The organism is Mesorhizobium sp. M1252, from assembly GCF_040318265.1.
Taxonomy (GTDB): domain Bacteria; phylum Pseudomonadota; class Alphaproteobacteria; order Rhizobiales; family Rhizobiaceae; genus Mesorhizobium.
Genome location: NZ_JAMYLX010000022.1, coordinates 16,302 through 34,200, shown reverse-complemented (window position 1 = coordinate 34,200; position 17,899 = coordinate 16,302). Strand labels below are relative to the sequence as shown.

15 protein-coding genes are annotated in these 17,899 nt (G+C 61.9%); 7 read left to right on the top strand and 8 right to left on the bottom strand.

Going from position 1 to position 17,899, the window contains the following annotated elements:
* Window positions 1–118: 118 nt before the first annotated feature.
* Complete coding sequence (locus NKH22_RS28485; RefSeq protein WP_023694677.1) at window positions 119–1,288, bottom strand: cystathionine beta-lyase; 1,170 nt, start codon at window positions 1,286–1,288, stop codon at window positions 119–121.
* A 458-nt stretch (window positions 1,289–1,746) separates the two neighbouring features.
* Here NKH22_RS28485 and NKH22_RS28480 point away from each other — a divergent pair, with 458 nt between their 5' ends.
* The 5 genes from NKH22_RS28480 to NKH22_RS28460 all read left to right on the top strand — a co-directional run bounded on the left by NKH22_RS28480 (window position 1,747) and on the right by NKH22_RS28460 (window position 6,846).
* On the top strand, window positions 1,747–2,775 hold the full coding sequence (locus NKH22_RS28480) for an amino acid ABC transporter substrate-binding protein (protein WP_352911945.1): 1,029 nt from the start codon (window positions 1,747–1,749) through the stop codon (window positions 2,773–2,775).
* 62 nt (window positions 2,776–2,837) lie between these two features.
* A complete protein-coding gene (locus NKH22_RS28475; RefSeq protein ID WP_023671481.1) occupies window positions 2,838–4,025 on the top strand; it encodes an amino acid ABC transporter permease in 1,188 nt (395 codons plus the stop codon).
* Between the two features lie 4 nt (window positions 4,026–4,029).
* On the top strand, window positions 4,030–5,187 hold the full coding sequence (locus NKH22_RS28470; protein ID WP_023700666.1) for an amino acid ABC transporter permease: 1,158 nt from the start codon (window positions 4,030–4,032) through the stop codon (window positions 5,185–5,187).
* 84 nt (window positions 5,188–5,271) lie between these two features.
* Entirely contained in the window at window positions 5,272–6,075 is an 804-nt protein-coding gene (locus tag NKH22_RS28465; protein ID WP_023671483.1) for an amino acid ABC transporter ATP-binding protein, read from the top strand.
* A gap of 105 nt (window positions 6,076–6,180) precedes the next feature.
* Entirely contained in the window at window positions 6,181–6,846 is a 666-nt protein-coding gene (locus NKH22_RS28460; RefSeq protein WP_023727880.1) for a TIGR02117 family protein, read from the top strand.
* Window positions 6,847–7,067: 221 nt separating this feature from the next.
* On the opposite strand, the gene NKH22_RS28455 is transcribed toward NKH22_RS28460, so the two are convergent.
* Window positions 7,068–8,306 (bottom strand): FAD-dependent monooxygenase, encoded by a 1,239-nt coding sequence (locus tag NKH22_RS28455; protein ID WP_352807208.1) that lies wholly within the window; start codon window positions 8,304–8,306, stop codon window positions 7,068–7,070.
* Window positions 8,307–8,325: 19 nt separating this feature from the next.
* Window positions 8,326–8,571: a zinc-finger domain-containing protein gene (locus NKH22_RS28450; RefSeq protein WP_023705697.1), complete on the bottom strand. Its 246-nt coding sequence runs from the start codon at window positions 8,569–8,571 to the stop codon at window positions 8,326–8,328.
* 234 nt (window positions 8,572–8,805) lie between these two features.
* Here NKH22_RS28450 and NKH22_RS28445 point away from each other — a divergent pair, with 234 nt between their 5' ends.
* On the top strand, window positions 8,806–10,998 hold the full coding sequence (locus NKH22_RS28445) for an RNA degradosome polyphosphate kinase (protein ID WP_023671487.1): 2,193 nt from the start codon (window positions 8,806–8,808) through the stop codon (window positions 10,996–10,998).
* Window positions 10,998–12,530, top strand: coding sequence for an exopolyphosphatase (ppx, locus tag NKH22_RS28440; protein WP_023697723.1), 1,533 nt, complete (start codon window positions 10,998–11,000; stop codon window positions 12,528–12,530). Before NKH22_RS28445 ends, ppx begins: the two co-directional genes overlap by 1 nt.
* Before the next feature lie 262 nt (window positions 12,531–12,792).
* On the opposite strand, the gene NKH22_RS28435 is transcribed toward ppx, so the two are convergent.
* From NKH22_RS28435 to NKH22_RS28415, 5 genes are all read right to left on the bottom strand, one after another.
* Window positions 12,793–13,200, bottom strand: coding sequence for a DoxX family protein (locus NKH22_RS28435; RefSeq protein WP_023715186.1), 408 nt, complete (start codon window positions 13,198–13,200; stop codon window positions 12,793–12,795).
* A 137-nt stretch (window positions 13,201–13,337) separates the two neighbouring features.
* On the bottom strand, window positions 13,338–13,760 hold the full coding sequence (locus tag NKH22_RS28430) for a DoxX family protein (protein WP_023694684.1): 423 nt from the start codon (window positions 13,758–13,760) through the stop codon (window positions 13,338–13,340).
* A 255-nt stretch (window positions 13,761–14,015) separates the two neighbouring features.
* A complete protein-coding gene (gene fumC, locus NKH22_RS28425) occupies window positions 14,016–15,413 on the bottom strand; it encodes a class II fumarate hydratase (protein WP_023694685.1) in 1,398 nt (465 codons plus the stop codon).
* A gap of 587 nt (window positions 15,414–16,000) precedes the next feature.
* Window positions 16,001–16,987 (bottom strand): glycosyltransferase family 10 domain-containing protein, encoded by a 987-nt coding sequence (locus NKH22_RS28420; protein WP_023715187.1) that lies wholly within the window; start codon window positions 16,985–16,987, stop codon window positions 16,001–16,003.
* A gap of 103 nt (window positions 16,988–17,090) precedes the next feature.
* The gene (locus NKH22_RS28415; protein ID WP_023821201.1) at window positions 17,091–17,852 is read right to left on the bottom strand and encodes an SDR family NAD(P)-dependent oxidoreductase; all 762 of its coding nucleotides are present in this window, start codon (window positions 17,850–17,852) and stop codon (window positions 17,091–17,093) included.
* Window positions 17,853–17,899 lie beyond the last annotated feature (47 nt).

Below are 17,899 nucleotides of genomic sequence, written 5' to 3'. Positions count from 1 at the left end.
ATTGCGCTTGGTCGACCCATGAGCGGCTTTGCGAGGTCGATCGTCCTACGAAAGTCGCTCGCCAATCCTTTAAACGGGTTAGCCGGCTAGCGGAATCAGCTTGGCAAGTTTGCTGGTGTCATGCCGCAGCGGCCGCTTCCAGCCCGCGCAGGATATCGGCCTTGAGGTCCTCGACATCCTCGAGCCCGATCTGCAGCCGGATCAGCGGGCCGTCATAGGGGCCCTTGGCGACGGTACGGTCGCCGAGGAAGACCGGCACGGCAAGGCTCTCATAGCCGCCCCAGGAATAGCCGAGACCGAAGATTTTCAACGCATCGAGGAAGGCATGCTGCTGTCTCTGGCCGCCGCCTTTGAGCACGATGGAAAAGATGCCGCTCGAGCCGGAAAAATCACGCTTCCACACCGCGTGGTCGGGGTGGCTGGGGAGCGCCGGGTGCAGCACGCGGGCCACGCCGGGCTGGCCTTCAAGCCAGGCGGCAATCGAAAGCGCGCTCTTTTGATGGTGATCCAGCCGAACGCCCATCGTGCGCAGGCCGCGCAGGACTTGGTAGACGTCGTCGGGGCCGGCGCAGCAGCCCATCGTGTAGAACGTCTCGCAAAGCTGCTTCCAGCAGTTGGCATTGGCAGACACTGTGCCCAGCAGCACGTCCGAATGCCCGGCCGGATATTTCGTCGCCGCATGGATCGAGATATCGACGCCGTGGTCGAGCGGACGGAAATAGAGCGGCGTTGCCCAGGTGTTGTCCATCATGACGATGGCGCCCGTTTCATGCGCCGCCTTGGCGATCGCCGGAACGTCCTGCACCTCGAAGGTGTTGGAGGCCGGTGATTCCGTAAACACGACTTTGGTGTTCGGCTTGATCAAGCTGGCGATGCCGGCGCCGGCATGCGGATCGTAATACTCGACCTCGACACCCAGCCGCTTCAGCATCGTGTCGGCGAAATTGCGGGTCGGATGGTAGACGGAATCGACAATCAGGATGTGATCGCCTGCCGAGAGAAACGCCAGCAACGGGACGGTCACCGCCGCCAGGCCCGACGGCACGATTATTGTGCCGGCGGAGCCTTCCAGCGCGTCGATCGCATGCGCCAACGCATCGGTGGTCGGCGTGCCGCGTGTGCCATAGGTGTATTTCTGGCTGCGCGCCGCCATCACCGACGCATTGGGATAGAGCACGGTCGAGGCATGCACGATCGGCGGATTGACGAAGCCGAAATAGTCGTGCGGATTGTTGCCCGAATGGGCAAGCCGCGTGTTGATACCCATTTCGTTGCCGTCAGTCGCCATTGCTCTTCGCCTTGTGGTGAAAGCGCTAGCCATAGAGCGGCGGCATTGGTCGTGCAACAGCGGGCGCCCGCCACGCGGTGCCCTTTGCATAGGCCAATTCCCCTATGAATAGTCTGGAACGCGTGGCAATCCAGAGCCGCGGATTTCATGAGTGGATGTGGATTAGCGTCGACGGACTTTGCCGTTTTTGTTTGCGGGGCTTGCTGCTTTCCTGAGGGTGTTGTCCGCAATTCAGGCATTTGCGGCAATTGGTTTTCAAAGCTGTCGTGAAACGGTCATTTCCCTTGACCTCACAGAGATAATCGCCTTCGATGCAGTTCGTGAATGGGAGGGGCCGGGCGTCGGTTACGACGCGAGGTTCCGGAATGAGCCGGATGGGAGCCGGGTTCACGCGGGAAAAGATCAGGATTTGCCTGAGGATCAGGGTTTACCTGAAAACAGAAAAGGGTCTGTGGGTTATGAAACATATTGCAATTGGCATTCTCGGTGCCGCTGCGCTTGGATGGATGGCTTCGGCCGCGTTGGCGACAACGCTCGATACCGTCAAGGCGAAGGGCTTCATCCAGTGCGGTGTCTCGACGGGCCTGGCCGGCTTCTCGGCGCCTGACGACAAAGGCGATTGGAAAGGCATCGACGCGGATTTCTGCCGCGCTGTCGCTGGTGCAGTCTTCGGCGATGCCTCCAAGGTCAAGTTCACGCCGCTCAGTGCCAAGGAGCGCTTCACCGCGTTGCAGTCGGGCGAGATCGATCTCCTGTCGCGCAACACCACATGGACCATCAATCGCGATACCGCGCTTGGCCTGAACTTCATCGGCGTCACCTATTATGACGGCCAGGGTTTCATGATCAACGCCAAGAAACTGCCTGGCGTCAATTCGGCGCTGCAGCTTTCAGGTGCGGCAGTCTGCGTGCAGAGCGGCACCACCACCGAGCTCAACCTCGCCGATTACTTCAAGGCGAACAAGATGGAGTACAACCCGGTCGTCTTCGAAAAGCTGGAAGAGGTCAACGCTGCCTATGACGCCGGCCGCTGCGACGTCTACACCACCGACCAATCCGGCCTCTATGGCATCCGCCTGACGCTGAGTGCGCCGGCCGACCATGTTGTGCTGCCCGAGATCATCTCCAAAGAGCCGCTCGGCCCCGCCGTACGCCAGGGGGACGACCAGTGGTACCACATCGTCAAGTGGACCTACTTCGCCCTGTTGCAGGCAGAGGAACTGGGCATCACCCAGGCCAATGTCGAAGAGATGAAGACCTCGGATAATCCGGAGATCAAGCGCGTGCTCGGTCAGGAAGCCGAAACCAAGATCGGAACCGACCTTGGCGTGAGCAATGACTGGGTCGTCAACATCGTCAAGGCAGTCGGCAATTACGGTGAGATGTTCGAGCGCAATGTCGGCACCGGCAGCCCGCTGAAGATCGCGCGAGGCATCAATGCGCTGTGGACCAAGGGCGGCCTGCAATACGCACCGCCGATCCGCTGATCGAAATGTGATCCGGAAGGCAGATCATCTGCCTTCCGGTTTCTCTTTCCAGGGGATGAGCAATGGCGTCGCAGGAAGTTCTTCGCGAGGAGCCGAGCCGCGGTTCCTTCATCAACGATCCGAAAGTCCGCGGGTTTTTCTTCCAGGCGGTGGTTGTCATCTTGCTGGTGGCGGGCGTCTGGTGGATCGTCCACAACGTCATCGTCAACCTGCAGCGCCTGCATATTACTTCCGGTTTTGGCTTCCTGAACAACCGAGCAGGCTTTGACATTCCAGTCAGGCCCATCGCTTATGATTCCGATTCGACCTATGGCCAGGCCATTGTCGTCGGGCTTATCAACACCATTATCGTCGCCGTTGCCGGCATTATCACCGCGACCATCATTGGCTTCATTGTCGGCGTCGGCCGGTTATCGCGCAACTGGCTGGTTCGCAAGATTTGCACGGTCTATGTCGAGGTGTTCCGCAACATCCCGCCGCTGCTGGTGATCTTCTTCTGGTATTCAGGCGTGCTCGCGGTACTGCCGGCGCCTCGCGACAGTTTCAATTTGCCGTTCGGCTCTTTCCTCAACCAACGCGGTTTCTATTTTCCGCGCGCTATCTGGGGCGACGGCTCCTGGCTGATGTTTGTCGCCTTGCTTGTCGGCATCGCCATGGCTTTTTTTGTCGCGCGCACGGCACGCCAGCGGCAAATGGCAACCGGCCAGCAGTTTCCCGTATTCTGGACTTCGGCGGCGCTGATCGTCGGCCTTCCGCTCCTGGCCTATGCGCTGAGCGGCTTTCCCTTGAGCTTCGACTTTCCAAAACAATCGACCTTCAACCTGACCGGAGGCTTTCAGATCGGGCCGGAGTTCCTGTCTCTCTATTTGGCGCTGTCCTGTTACACGGCCTCCTTCATCGCCGAGATCGTGCGCGCCGGCATTCTCGGCGTCAGCAAGGGTCAGACCGAAGCGGCTGGCGCCTTGGGGCTGCGGCCGGGATCTATCCTGCGGCTTGTCGTCGTTCCCCAAGCCATGCGGATCGTCATCCCGCCGCTGACCAGCCAGTATCTCAACCTGACAAAGAACTCGTCGCTGGCCATTGCCATCGGTTACCCCGACCTGACGGCGATCGCCGGCACAGTGCTGAATCAGACCGGTCAAGCGGTCGAGGGTGTGCTGATCATGATGGTCGTCTATCTCATCATCAGCCTGGTGACGTCGGCGGTGATGAATGTGGTCAACGCCAGGATGGCGCTGGTGGAGAGGTAAGACCATGCAGGAACATGATACCTCCTGGGTGCGGACCGAAATGGCACTCGCTCAACAAGCCCCGGCCGGCGTGCGGGGGCCTTTGGCCTGGGTTCGCAAGAACCTGATCGGTTCGGTGGGCGACGTCATCCTGACTGTAGTGGCTATTGCGCTGGTGGTGATGATCGTGCCGCCCGTCGTCAACTGGGCCTTCATCAACGCCCAGTGGACGGGGCCGGACCGGACTGTATGCGCCACGGTGGCGCAAGGCGGCATCCAGCCGGACGGCTGGTCAGGCGCCTGCTGGGCCTTCGTCAACGCGAAGTTCGGCCAGTTGATGCTTGGCCGCTATCCCCTGGAAGAGCGCTGGCGGCCGATCCTGGTCGCCGTCCTGTTCGTGGCGCTGCTGGTGCCGTTGCTGATGCCACGCGTGCCGCGGAAGGGGTTGAACGCCATTCTTCTATTCCTGGCACTGCCGATCATCGCGTTCGTGCTCCTGGTCGGCGGCATCTTCGGCCTGCCGCATGTGGAGACCCAGCTATGGGGCGGGCTGCTGGTGACGCTGAGCCTGTCCTTTGTCGGCATTGCCGTGTCGCTGCCGATGGGCATCGTGCTGGCGCTCGGCCGGCGCTCCAAGATGCCGATCGTCAAGACACTGTGCGTGGTCTTCATCGAGTTCGTTCGCGGCATCCCGCTGATCACCGTTCTGTTCTTTGCCAGCGTCATGCTGCCGCTGTTTCTGCCCGCCGGGGTTTCGTTCGACAAATATCTCAGGGCGCTGATCGGCGTCTCGCTGTTTGCCGCCGCCTATATGGCCGAAGTGGTGCGCGGCGGCCTGCAGGCGATCCCCAAGGGCCAGTATGAGGGTGCGGATTCGCTTGGCCTGGGCTACTGGCAGAAGATGGTGCTGATCGTGCTGCCGCAGGCACTGAAGCTGGTCATCCCCGGCATCGTCAATACCTTCATCGGTATGTTCAAGGACACAAGCCTCGTCATCATCATCTCGATGTTTGACCTGCTTGGCGTCGTCAAGCAGAACTTCTCGGACGCCAATTGGGCGACGCCACAGACCGCGAGATCCGGTCTCATCTTTGCAGCCTTCGTCTTCTGGCTGTTCTGCTTCGGCATGTCGCGCTATTCGATGTACACGGAACGCCGGCTCGACACCGGTCACAAACGTTGATGCATGTCGCCCAAAAGTGTTTAGCGGTTTTGGGACAACGACATGCATCATAGCTAAAAGACAGAACAAAAAGGGGAACCTGCCATGGTCATAGAAAACGCCGTCAGCGCCGAAGAGATCAAGGTCGATGCCAAGAAGATGCACATTTCGACCACCGATGTCGCAATCGACATCATCGGCATGCACAAATGGTATGGCGAGTTCCATGTGCTGAAGGACATCAACCTCAAGGTGATGCGCGGCGAGCGCATCGTCATCTGCGGTCCTTCGGGCTCGGGCAAGTCGACCATGATCCGCTGCATCAACCGGCTGGAAGAGCACCAGAAGGGCAAGATCATCGTCGACGGCAAGGAACTCACCAACGATCTCAAGAAGATCGACGAGGTGCGCCGCGAGGTCGGCATGGTGTTCCAGCACTTCAACCTGTTTCCGCATCTGACCATCCTGGAGAACTGCACATTGGCACCGATCTGGGTGCGCAAGACGCCGAAGAAGCAGGCCGAGGAAATCGCCATGCACTTCCTCAAGCGCGTCAAGATCCCCGAACAGGCCAACAAATATCCGGGCCAGCTGTCGGGCGGCCAGCAGCAGCGCGTGGCGATAGCGCGTTCGCTGTGCATGAACCCGCGCATCATGCTGTTCGATGAGCCGACCTCGGCGCTCGATCCCGAAATGATCAAGGAAGTGCTGGAGACGATGGTGGGCCTGGCCGAGGAAGGCATGACCATGCTGTGCGTCACTCACGAAATGGGCTTTGCCCGCAAAGTCGCCAACCGGGTGATCTTCATGGATCAGGGCCAGATCGTCGAACAGAACACGCCGGCCGAGTTCTTCGACCATCCGCGCCACGAGCGCACGAAGCTGTTTCTGTCGCAGATCCTGCACTGAGCATTTTCATGCGAACCAAAAGAGCCCGGCCGTAATGCGGCCGGGCTCTTTTGCTATCTGGGGTCGGGGTTGATCTTCTCCATTGAAACACAAAGCCGCCGCCGCATGAGAAAAGCCCTGCGTTTCGTGGCCATGCTGATTATCGTGGTCGCGCTCGCTGCCACGCTCGGCACGCTGGTGCCGCGTCCGCTGTGGCCCGCGTCAGCGGCGGGTGAGGGCACGCGCCATATTCTGGTGCTGGAGAATCCGATCCACACCGACATCGCCATTCCCGTCGATGACGAAGTGCGCCGGCGCTTCCATTTCCTGGTCGCTGCCGGCATCCCTGTCGACGCCCCGGAAGTGCGCTACATCGTCTTTGGCTGGGGCGGCCGGGCCTTCTATCTGGAGACGCCGAGCTGGTCGCAGCTGAAAGCAGTGCCCGTCCTCAAGGCGCTGACACTGGACGCCTCGGTCATGCATGTCGATATCGCCGGGGCCATCGCCGAGCCGCACCCTGCTGTCACCGGTTTCGACATCGATGAGGAACGTTTTGCAGCGCTGCTCGACTATATCGACGCGAGTTTCCAGCAAGGGCCGCATGGTCCGGTCGTCATCGAGAACGCCGCCTATTCCAGCTTCGACCGCTTCTTCGAGGCGAACGGCCATTTCAACGCGCTTGTCGGCTGTAACACCTGGACAGCCGCCGGCCTGCGCACCGCCGGCCTGCGCACCGGCTGGTGGAACCCGCTGCCGGCCTCGCTGGGCTTGTCGATGCGGTTTTATAACTAGCAGTCCTTCATCGCACCGCGACAGTGTTGGATCTTTTGAAGTCAGCGGGACAGCACCCCCCTCTGGCCTGCCGGCCATCGCCCCCGCAAGGGGGGAGAGCAGCCGTTTGCCCGCGGCGCTCCTGCTGCAACGCCGGCGATTTTGGCGAAGGCGACGGCGACATCCAATCTCCCCCCTTGCGGGGGAGATGTCCGGCAGGACAGAGGGGGTGGGAAGGATCGCTAAGTCGACGATCTAGACTGCCGAGCGTCCGCTCGCCATCCATAGAGCCAGTCGAGGTCGGCGGCGAGCTTGTCGGGCGAGCGCATGGCCAGGAACAGATTGCGGGCGATCGCCACCGGGCCGGCAGCATGCCAGGCGAGGCGGTTTACGGCCCCACGACGCGCGGCCTTGGCGACACGCGGCCGCCGAAGATTTTCCCAGATTTGAAAACTTCTGGGCAGATCGCCAGGGAAATCGGCGATAGCGTCGGCAAGCGTGATGGCATCCTCGATCGCCATTGCCGCGCCCTGCGCGGCAAACGGCGTCATCGCGTGCGCGGCGTCGCCGATCAGCGCGATGCCCTGCGGGCTCGTCCACCGCTTCTGTTCGACGGTGTGGATCGGAAAGGCCGTCCATGGGCCGGCCAGTGCCACAAGCTTCGTCAGGCCCGGCGCGGTGCCGCGCAGGGCAGCCGTGAGGATCGCGGGATCGGCATGGCCCGACCAACCTTCGGCTATGCGCTCACCCTTGGTGAAGGCGGCGAGATTGAAGGCCCGGCCTTTGCTGACGGGGTAGGCGACCATGTGGAAGCCAGGATGCAGGAACGTGGTGACGCAGTCGGCGGCGCCGATCGCGACAAAGGCTTCTCCGGCCGCACCGTCGGCCGCGATCGTGACTCGCCAGGCGAGTTCGCCCGAAAAACGGCTTTTGACGAAGTCCTCGCCTGCGAGTTGCGCCCTGACTGCCGACCAGACGCCGTCGGCGCCGACCAGCAGTTTGCCGCGTGCCTCGATCTCGCGGCCGTCCACTTCGGCGGTCACGGCGACATATTGCGCGTCTTTGACGGTGCCGGTCACGCGGGCGCCGGTGATGAGCTCAATCTCCGGCCGTTCGGCCATTTGCGCCAGCAGCGCTGCCTGCAGATCGGCGCGGTGAGCGACGAGATAAGGCGCCTGCCAGCGCGCTTCGGCGGCTTGCCCAAGCGGTACCCGCGCCAGTTCGCGCAGCGTCCCGGCGTCCTTGAGCACGACCGCTTCCGGCCGCAACGCTGCGGGCAGCAGTCGGTCGAGCACGCCGAGTTTTCCAAGAATGCGTGTTGCGTTGGGCGAAAGCTGGATGCCGGCGCCGGCCGCTTCTAGGTGCTGTGCCTGTTCGATCAGCTTTACCGGATAACCCCGTCCGGCGAAGGCAAGGGCAGCGGTCAGCCCGGCGATGCCGGCCCCGGCGATTATGACCTGCCGGGACCTGATGTCTTCCATCGGGCTTGTCGCGGAAGGATCAGGCGGCCTGGTCGATATAAAGGCAACCGGCCGGCAGCGTTTCCGTCGCCCTCAGCTTCGCCGAATAGCGGTAGAGCGTCGAGCAATAGGGGCAGACCTTTTCATTGTCGTCGCCCATGTCGAGGAACACGTGTGGATGGTCGAAGGGCGGGTTGGCGCCGGTGCACATGAATTCCTTGACGCCGATGTCGATTGCCGGATGGCCCGCATCGTTCTGGAAGTGGGGAATGGAACCGCCTGCCATCGTCGTCTCCTTGATCTCGTCGAAAAGCATCTGGAACATAACAGGCCTGTTTGCAAGATCGATGAAATGAAACTGTCGCAAAAGCCTGTCAGAGGATACGTTGAGCCGGTTAAGTGCATGTCCCTGAAATCGGAACGGTTTTCGCCGAAGGGTCATGCGCCACAAAAGCGTGTTAGAGGCATGGCACGTCCAGCGGCGCTCCAAGGGACGGTTGGCGGGGGAAGAGCAGGAACCATGAACGAACTGAAGCCGGTGCAGAGCGAATTCATCAATGTCGAGGTGGCGAGCCCCGAGGGCGGCAACCCCGATCGGTTCGTCAACCGTGAGTTCTCCTGGCTGCAGTTCAACCGGCGTGTGCTCGAGGAATCCCAGAACCAGCACCATCCGCTGCTCGAACGCGTCCGTTTCCTGTCGATTTCAGCCGCCAATCTCGACGAATTCTTCATGGTCCGCGTCGCCGGCCTTGCCGGCCAGGTGCGCGAAGGCATTGCGCTCAAGAGCCCCGACGGCCGCACGCCGGAGCAGCAGCTGGAACAATTGCTGCGCGAGGTCGAGCGGCTGCAGGAGGACCAGCAGAACAGCCTTTCGGCGCTGATGTTGCTGCTCAACAAGGAAGGCATTGAGAGCATCACCCGCGATGCACTGACCAAGGATGAGAAAGTCTGGCTGGAAGATCATTTCCAGGACCAGGTCTTCCCGGTCCTGACTCCACTGTCGATCGACCCGGCGCATCCGTTTCCGTTCATTCCCAATCTCGGCTTCTCGATGGCGCTGCAATTGCGCCACCGCAAGAATGGCGAGGAGATGAGCGCGCTTCTGCGCCTGCCGGTGGCGCTGAAGCGCTTCATCCGCCTGCCCGACCGCAAGCAGCACGTTCGCTTCATTCCACTGGAGGAGGCTGTCGGCCTCTATATCGGCAAGCTGTTCCCCGGCTATGAGGTCAAGGGTTCCGGCACCTTCCGCATCATCCGGGACAGCGATATCGAGGTCGAGGAAGAGTCGGAAGATCTCGTGCGCCTGTTCGAGACGGCGCTGAAGCGGCGCCGCCGCGGTTCGGTCATCCGCATCGAATTCGACAAGTCGATGCCCGGTGAATTGCGCGAGTTCGTCGCCGGCGAGCTTGGCGTCTCTTCGAGCCGCATCAGCGTTCTGACCGGCCCGCTGGCGCTCAGCCAGATTTCCGAGATCGTCGCCGTGCCGCGCGACGACCTGAAGTTCACCCCCTACAATCCGCGCTTTCCCGAGCGCATCCGCGAGCATGGCGGCGATTGTTTCGCGGCCATCCGCGAGAAGGACATCGTCGTCCACCACCCCTATGAATCCTTCGACGTGGTGGTCCAGTTCCTGCGCCAGGCAATGGCCGACCCGGAGGTGGTGGCAATCAAGCAGACGCTCTACCGCACCTCCAACGACAGCCCGATCGTGCGCGCCTTGGTCGACGCGGCCGAGGCCGGCAAGTCGGTGACCGCCCTGGTCGAGCTCAAGGCGCGCTTCGACGAGGAAGCCAACATCCGCTGGGCGCGCGACCTCGAACGCGCCGGCGTCCAGGTCGTGTTCGGCTTCCTCGAACTGAAAACCCATGCGAAAATGTCGCTCGTGGTGCGGCGTGAGGACGGCAAGCTGCGCAACTATGTACATCTCGGCACCGGCAACTACCATCCGGTGACCGCGCGCATCTACACCGACCTGTCCTTCTTCACCACCGATCCGACGATCGCGCGCGATGTCGCCCAGCTGTTCAACTTCATCACCGGCTACGCCGAGCCGACCGATGAGATGCGGATCGCCATCTCGCCGTTTACGCTGCGCAGCCGTATCCTCAAGCACATTGCCGACGAGGTCGCCTACGCGCTGGCTGGCCGTCCGGCGCGCATCTGGATGAAGATGAACGCGCTCGTCGATCCCAACATCATCGACGCGCTCTATGACGCCAGCCGTGCCGGCGTCGAGATCGATCTCGTCGTGCGGGGCATCTGCTGCCTGCGGCCGCAGGTGCCCGGCCTGTCGGAAAACATCAGGGTCAAGTCGATCGTCGGCCGCTTCCTCGAACACAGCCGCATCTACTGCTTCGGCAACGGCCATGGCCTGCCGTCGGACGAGGCGATCGTCTACATCGCCTCGGCCGACTTGATGCCACGCAATCTCGACCGCCGCGTCGAGACTATGGTGCCGATCACTAATCCGACGGTGCATGAACAGATCCTTGGCCAGATCATGCTGGGCAACATCATGGACAACCAGCAAAGTTTCGACGTATTGGCTGACGGAACCTCCCGGCGCGTCGTGCTGGAGGAGGGTGAGGAACCGTTCAACGCGCAGGAATATTTCATGACCAATCCGAGCCTGTCGGGACGGGGTGACGCGCTGAAGTCGCATGCGCCCAAGCGCATCGCGCAGTTCAAGCGTCGCAAGAAGAACACCGGCTGATGATTTCAACGTCCCAAGGCCGGCTGCAGGATCGCCGGCCGCTGTCCATCATCGACATCGGCTCGAACTCGATCCGCCTTGTCGTCTATGAAGGGCTGGCGCGCTCGCCGACCTTGCTGTTTAACGAAAAGATGCTGGCCGGTCTCGGCCGCGGCATCGTTTCGACCGGCAAGCTCGATCCCGAGGCGGTGACGCGCTCGATGGAGGAGTTCCGCCGTTTCCGCGCGCTCTCCGACCAGGCGGGTGCGGAGCACATGTTTGTGCTGGCAACGGCCGCGGCCCGCGAAGCGATCAACGGCCCCGATTTCATCCACCGGGCCCAGGATGTGCTCAAGACCGAGATCCGCGTGCTCACTGGCCGGCAGGAGGCGCATTATTCAGCGCTTGGCGTCATTTCGGGCTTCCACCCCGCCAATGGCATTGCCGGCGATCTTGGCGGCGGCAGCCTGGAGCTTATCGACATCAATGGCGAGGCGATCGGCGACGGCATCACGCTGCCGCTGGGTGGCCTGCGGCTGCAGGACATGGCCAGGAATTCGCTCGCCCAGGCGGCAAAGATCACCCGCGACGAACTGGCGCGCGCCAAATTGTTGAAGGGCGGGCTGGGACGGCCCTTTTACGCCGTTGGCGGCACCTGGCGAAACCTTGCCCGGCTGCACATGGAAATGACCAACTACCCGCTTGGCGTCATGCACCACTATGAGATCGGTGTCGAAAGCGCCGCCAATTTCCTGAAGCAGGTGGCGAAAGGCGAGATCGAGAAGGTCAAGGGCATCGAAGGTGTGTCGAAGAACCGCCGTTCGCTGCTGCCCTATGGCGCGGTCGTGCTGCAGGAGATCATGGCGGCGATGCAACCGTCGAAGATCATCGTCTCGGCATTGGGCGTGCGCGAAGGGTTTCTCTATTCGCTGCTCGACCCTGCCGAGCAGAAGGCCGATCCGCTGGTCTCCGCTTCGGAGGAACTGGCGCGGCTGCGGTCGCGCTCGGTCACCCATGCGCATGAGCTTGTCGAATGGACGGACAAGACCTTTGCCGCCTTCGGCATCGACGAGACGGAGGATGAGGCACGCTATCGCCACGCTGCCTGTCTGCTGGCCGATATAGGCTGGCGCGCACACCCGGAATATCGCGGCAAGCAGTCGCTCAACATCATTGCCCACGCATCCTTCATTGGCGTCGATCACCCCGGCCGTGCCTTCCTGGCGCTGGTCGGCCTGTTCCGCCACGAAGGCGTGTTCAACGATGCGGCGCCGGAAATCCGCGGCCTGGCGACGCCGCGCTATCTCGAGCGCGCCCGCATCCTGGCGGCGGTGCTGCGCGTCGTCTATCTGCTGACTGCGGCCATGCCCGGCGTCATGCCGCGGCTGAAATGGGAAAACCGCGGCAATGGCACGTTGGCGCTGGTGCTGCCGGCCTCACTTTCCGATCTTTACGGCGAACGCCCGGCCGGACGGCTGGCGCAACTGGCGCGGATCACCAACCGCCGGCTGGTGCTGGCGGTCGAGGGTGGGCAGAGCGTGTCGGTGAAGTAGGCGCGGCCTGACAGCAAAACCATGTCGTCGTCGGCCTCGCGTTCGAGCACCGGCTTCCTCAATCCGTCGCTGCTTCGCACCGCCACCTTCCCCCTCCGGAGGGAAAGGAAGGGAGCCTCGTTGGAAAGCGTTGGCGGCAATAGGCTCGCGCCCTTCCTCTACCCCGTCGATCGGGGGAGAGGGGGCTCGGCGAAGCCGAGACGGAGTGGGGGTCGACCTGCCTCGGGCATCGATGGTTCAACCGGGACGATATTTGACGATATCAGACCGCGGCACCGCGCCCGTCGATCGACCAGGCCCCGGCGCCGGCCATGGCTAGCGCCAGGAATCCGCCGGCGATGGCAATATCCTTCATCAGCATCTGCTGGTGCAGGAAGGTGAGCATCGGGTCATCGCCGCCCTGGCCGTAGTGGCCGATGGAGCCTGCAACGATGCAGAAAGCGGCAAGAAGTATCGCAACGACCGGCGTCTGAAAGCCGACCAGTATCAAGAGACCGGCAATCAACTCGAACAGCCCGGTGCCCCAGGCGGCAAGGGTCGGCAATGGCATGCCGAGGCCGGCGAAATAGCCGGTCGTCCCGGCAATGTCGGCGAGCGCGTGGTAGCCGGAGGGAACGAGCAGGGCGGCGAGCAGCAGCCGGGAAATCAGAAGCAATGCATCGCGGGGCATGGTCATCTCCGTTGTCTGTCCGCCGGCTGTTTCGAGACCGATCCTAGCAGGGATGGGACGGGTGCGCGCTTGGGCAGACAACGAAAAAGCGGCGTGGAAAATTCCACGCCGCTTTTTTCAGGCTTGGGAGGGAAAGCTCAGCCGCGCTTGGCGTCGATCGAGTAGGCGCCAGGGCCCGAGGAAGCCAGCAGCAGGAAACCGCCGGTGATGGCGACGTTCTTCAGGAAATGGATCATCTGGTTCTGGTCGGCCCAGCCGGTATGGGCGACAAAGGCCGAGGCGATGGTGAAGACCGCGAGCACCCAGGCGGCGATGCGGGTCTGAAAGCCAACGAGCACGGCAAGGCCGCCGAGCAATTCGATCAGGCCGACGACAATGGCCGTTACGGTCGGCACCGGCAGGCCCATGGCGCCGAAATAGCCGGCGGTGCCCGAAATGGCGGTGAGCTTGCCGAAGCCGGAAAGCAGGAAGATGGCGGCGAGCAGGATGCGGCCGAGCAGGATGGTGGTGGAGCTGTTGGACGCGATGCCGGCGCCGGCAGCGGAAGTGTTGATGGACATGGTGGCTCTCCGAAAAGGGTTGATGTCCCGTCAGATAGACCAAGCCGACTGTTCACCAAAGCCGCCAGTCCGGCGACACATTGTTCACAGGACGTACATTTCGGGATCGTTCGACCGACGCAAAATTCTTGTCGCGGCCAGCAGCGGCGGGAGCAAATTGTCCCGCCCCAAAATTCGGATTTCTAGTTGACGCAATCCCCAAGAAGAGGGCTGCGCGCTTCCCGAGGAAACGCAAGGCACTTCCCCTGGAATCGCTTAACCCGGATGCGTCATGTCCTCCGGCCGCACCAGCCGGTCGTAGTCTGCCTCGCTGACCAGCCCGGTGGCCAGTGCTTCCTCGCGCAAGGTGGTGCCCTTCTTGTGCGCGGTCTTGGCGATCTTGGCGGCATTGTCGTACCCGATCGTCGGCGCCAGCGCGGTCACCAGCATCAGCGAGCGGTCGAGCGCGGCTTTGATGTTGTCTTCGCGAGCCTCGATGCCGAGGACGCAATTGTCGGTGAAGGAGATCGAGGCGTCGGCCAACAACTGCACCGACTGCAGGAAGTTGTAGGCCATCAGCGGGTTGTAGACGTTGAGCTCGAAATGGCCCTGGCTGCCGGCGAAGGTCAGCGAGGCGTTGTTGCCGAACACCTGCACGCAGACCTGCGTCAGAGCCTCGCATTGGGTCGGGTTGACCTTGCCCGGCATGATCGAGGAACCCGGCTCGTTTTCCGGCAGCGACAGTTCGCCGAGGCCCGAGCGCGGGCCGGAGCCGAGGAAGCGGATGTCGTTGGCGATCTTGAAGAGGGCGGCGGCCGCCGCGTTGATGGCGCCATGCGAGAACACCATGGAATCGTGCGCGGCGAGCGCCTCGAACTTGTTCGGCGCGGTGACGAAGGCAATGCCGGTAATGTCGGCGATGCGCGCCGCCACCTTTTCCGCAAAGCCGACCGGCGCGTTGAGGCCGGTGCCGACGGCGGTGCCGCCCTGCGCCAGTTCCTGCAGGCCGGGCAGCGTCATCTCGATGCGCTTGATCGAAGAGGCCACCTGCGCGGCGTAGCCGGAAAATTCCTGGCCCAGCGTGAGGGGTGTCGCGTCCTGCGTATGGGTGCGGCCGATCTTGATGATGTGGGCGAAGGCCTTCGTCTTGACCTCGAGCGCAGCGTGCAGATGCTTCAGCGCCGGCAGCAGATCGTGCACGATGCGCTCGGCGCACGCGATGTGCATGGCTGTCGGGTAGGTGTCGTTCGACGACTGGCTCATATTGACGTGGTCGTTAGGGTGCACCGGCTTCTTCGAGCCCATGACGCCGCCCAGAAGTTCGATCGCCCGGTTGGAGATCACCTCGTTGGCGTTCATGTTGGACTGCGTGCCCGAGCCGGTCTGCCAGACGACCAGCGGGAAATGATCGTTCAGCTTGCCGTCGATCACCTCTTGCGCCGCCTCGATGATCGCCTTGCCGACTGCCGGATCGAGCCGCTTCAACTCCATATTGGCTTCCGCCGCCGCTCGCTTGACGATGCCGAGCGCACGCACGATCGAGGCCGGCTGCTTTTCCCAGCCTATCCTGAAATTGCCGAGGGAACGCTGCGCCTGCGCGCCCCAGTAACGGTCGGCGGCAACCTCGATGGGGCCGAACGTGTCGGTTTCGGTTCTGGTCCTGGCAGCGGTCACTTGTCTCTCCGACGATCGAATTCGGCAACGGCGTATCGCGTTGCACAATGGCCTTCAAGCAGAGATTGCGGCCGGCAGGCAGTAAATCGGTTGAAGCAGTAGCGCCGGCCTTCGGGATCCTGCACCCTCCACTTTCGTGTGAAGGAAATTGCTCCTCAGTGCGGCTTGATCCCATGAAGTGGACGGAAACTTGCGGATTTAGCTCGATAAGATCATGTCGAGCTGGCGGATTGCTCTACGCAAACTTCCCCCAGGATCAGCAATGCGCAATTCATGTCTACCTACTCTACCTACGAGCGACGCTGCCACACAAACTACCATCCGTGCCGGCGTCTCACTGGCAACAGCAGCGATGAGGTAGCTTATGCACTTGTCCTTCTGTTCAGTTTCCCGACCAAAATCCGGCATCGCATCCGGATCGAGCTTCGGATCGCGAAACCGAGAATTTCAAGTCCACCCTGGGAGCGCCTCCACATAGCCTCGGAGATTTCCAAGATGCATGGCGGCAAGGTCGAAGCCGTCTCGACGTCGCAAGAGACGCTCTTTGTTCTCCGTATTTTGCTGAAAGCGCGCCTGATCGCGGACCGTCAGCTCGGAACCTTTTTCCTCCAACGGCGCAGCTTTGTCCTGAGATAGGATCTGTAGCCGAACGGAAGTGTTCGCCGTCCGGAAGGCTTGCTTGTCCGCGCCTCCAGACGCTGGCGCACGACGCTCATCAGTCTGCAGAACGCGGGTGTTTCCAATGATTGCACCCGTTTGACGAGGTTGTCGGGCAATGGCTTTGAGCGCCAGTCGAAATAAGCCTCGTAGTCTTGCGGCGTTGCGATCAGGTGCTGGAGATAGGCTGCAAGATCGCTGGCGCTGGCGAAGGCACTGGCGTCAATAAAGGAGTGCTCCGGAACGAACTCGTCCACATTGGGAGCGCCAAGGTAGATCGGCACCGTGCCCGCCATGAACGCGTCATAGATTTTCTCGGTGACATAGTCGGCCTCGATCGAGTTCTCCATGGCCAGGCAGAATTTGTGCCGCGCAATGGTTTCGATCTTGGTCTTCGAGCCCAGATCGGGGCCAGAGACCGATCGGTTGTTGCGATATCGGCCATAAGAATCGATCTTGATGTGGCGCGCCAGTTCGTTCGCCAAATCGACACGGCCGCTATAATTCAGGCCGGCCGACTGGAAGAGTGCGACCGGCGCTTCTTCCGTTTTCGGTACGATTGGTCTGGCCAGCGCATCTTTCCACCACACCGCACGCGGAAGGTAGGGTACCCAGACATCGGACCGGGATTCATGCGTCATGATGATATCGAAGTGCCGCATGATTTTGGGGTCGGCAAGTCGCTTGTAGTTTTGGCCGCATTCCATCGACCAGGCGACCCAATATTGACCAGGGTATTTGTAGGCATCGCCAACTTCGCGAAAGTTCGGAATATGGAAGACGACTGCCGCGGCCTCGGAAATCCGTCGTTTGTCCAGTGTCCACCGCCCGGGCATTTCGCACTGTATCGACGCGATATCGACGGGTTTGCTGAAGAACGTTGTGTAGAAGAGGATCAGTGGATCGATAGACGGCATGGCACCACGAATGTCTGAAGCATTGCTCAATCTGCAGACAGACGCGGTATCGGAAGTTTGGTCAAGTGCTCCGCTTGTTCGAGGCCGAGGGCCGTCCAAACGGTCACCTCGCCGTATACCCGCCATCGATCGCGAAAATGCCGCCGCTGGTCCACGCCGCCTCGTCGCTGGCCAGATAGACGGCGATGCCGGCAAGATCGCTGGTCTGGCCGATGCGGCCGAGCGGGTAGCTGCGCTCGACATAGGTTTTCAGCTCGGCTTGCGCTGCCGCCGGCAGGTTGTCGATCGACTTGCGCCGCATGGCGGTGTCGACCGTGCCGGGCGCAATCGCATTGACCCTGATGCCGCGCGGACCAAGCTCGAAGGCCAGCGACTTGGTCAGCGAATTCAGCGCGCCCTTGGACAAGGAATACAGGCTCGACGGCCGCTTCGGGATCATCTTGTCGGCGAAGTAGGACGAGATATTGATGACGGAGGCGTTGGCGCCGAGATGCGGCAGCAGCCGCTGGGTAAGGAAGAACGCCGCCGTCACATTGAGCGCGAAGGATTGCTGGAATTGGTGCTCGGTGACGGTCTCGAAAGGCACCAGATAAGCGACGCCGGCATTGTTGACGAGGATGTCGAGCGGGCCGGTTGCTTTCGCGCGATCGACCACGGCATCGATGCCGGACGAGGTCGAGAGATCGGCCGACTGGGTGCCGACGTTGCCCGCCGCCGCAAGTGTCTCGCGGGCGGTCTCGAGCTTGCTGGTGTCGCGACCGACGATCAGCACGTCGGCGCCCTCGCGCAAGAAAGCTTCCGATGTCGCCAGGCCGATGCCGTCCGAGCCGCCGGTCACCAGTGCTCGTTTGCCAGAAAGTCTCATTGAAGGCCAAGTCGCATCGAATGCTCTCGCTGTTGCCCGCGTCACGA

What these genes read in the sequence shown, in the direction of transcription:
- NKH22_RS28465 (WP_023671483.1), top strand. Translation starts at nt 5,272, where the DNA reads ATGGTCATAGAAAACGCCGTCAGCGCCGAAGAGATCAAGGTCGATGCC.
- NKH22_RS28480 (WP_352911945.1), top strand. Translation starts at nt 1,747, where the DNA reads ATGAAACATATTGCAATTGGCATTCTCGGTGCCGCTGCGCTTGGATGG.
- NKH22_RS28430 (WP_023694684.1), bottom strand. Translation starts at nt 13,760, where the DNA reads ATGTCCATCAACACTTCCGCTGCCGGCGCCGGCATCGCGTCCAACAGC.
- NKH22_RS28450 (WP_023705697.1), bottom strand. Translation starts at nt 8,571, where the DNA reads ATGGCAGGCGGTTCCATTCCCCACTTCCAGAACGATGCGGGCCATCCG.
- NKH22_RS28475 (WP_023671481.1), top strand. Translation starts at nt 2,838, where the DNA reads ATGGCGTCGCAGGAAGTTCTTCGCGAGGAGCCGAGCCGCGGTTCCTTC.
- NKH22_RS28445 (WP_023671487.1), top strand. Translation starts at nt 8,806, where the DNA reads ATGAACGAACTGAAGCCGGTGCAGAGCGAATTCATCAATGTCGAGGTG.
- NKH22_RS28415 (WP_023821201.1), bottom strand. Translation starts at nt 17,852, where the DNA reads ATGAGACTTTCTGGCAAACGAGCACTGGTGACCGGCGGCTCGGACGGC.
- NKH22_RS28485 (WP_023694677.1), bottom strand. Translation starts at nt 1,288, where the DNA reads ATGGCGACTGACGGCAACGAAATGGGTATCAACACGCGGCTTGCCCAT.
- NKH22_RS28420 (WP_023715187.1), bottom strand. Translation starts at nt 16,987, where the DNA reads ATGCCGTCTATCGATCCACTGATCCTCTTCTACACAACGTTCTTCAGC.
- NKH22_RS28460 (WP_023727880.1), top strand. Translation starts at nt 6,181, where the DNA reads ATGAGAAAAGCCCTGCGTTTCGTGGCCATGCTGATTATCGTGGTCGCG.
- NKH22_RS28455 (WP_352807208.1), bottom strand. Translation starts at nt 8,306, where the DNA reads ATGGAAGACATCAGGTCCCGGCAGGTCATAATCGCCGGGGCCGGCATC.
- NKH22_RS28470 (WP_023700666.1), top strand. Translation starts at nt 4,030, where the DNA reads ATGCAGGAACATGATACCTCCTGGGTGCGGACCGAAATGGCACTCGCT.
- ppx (WP_023697723.1), top strand. Translation starts at nt 10,998, where the DNA reads ATGATTTCAACGTCCCAAGGCCGGCTGCAGGATCGCCGGCCGCTGTCC.
- NKH22_RS28435 (WP_023715186.1), bottom strand. Translation starts at nt 13,200, where the DNA reads ATGCCCCGCGATGCATTGCTTCTGATTTCCCGGCTGCTGCTCGCCGCC.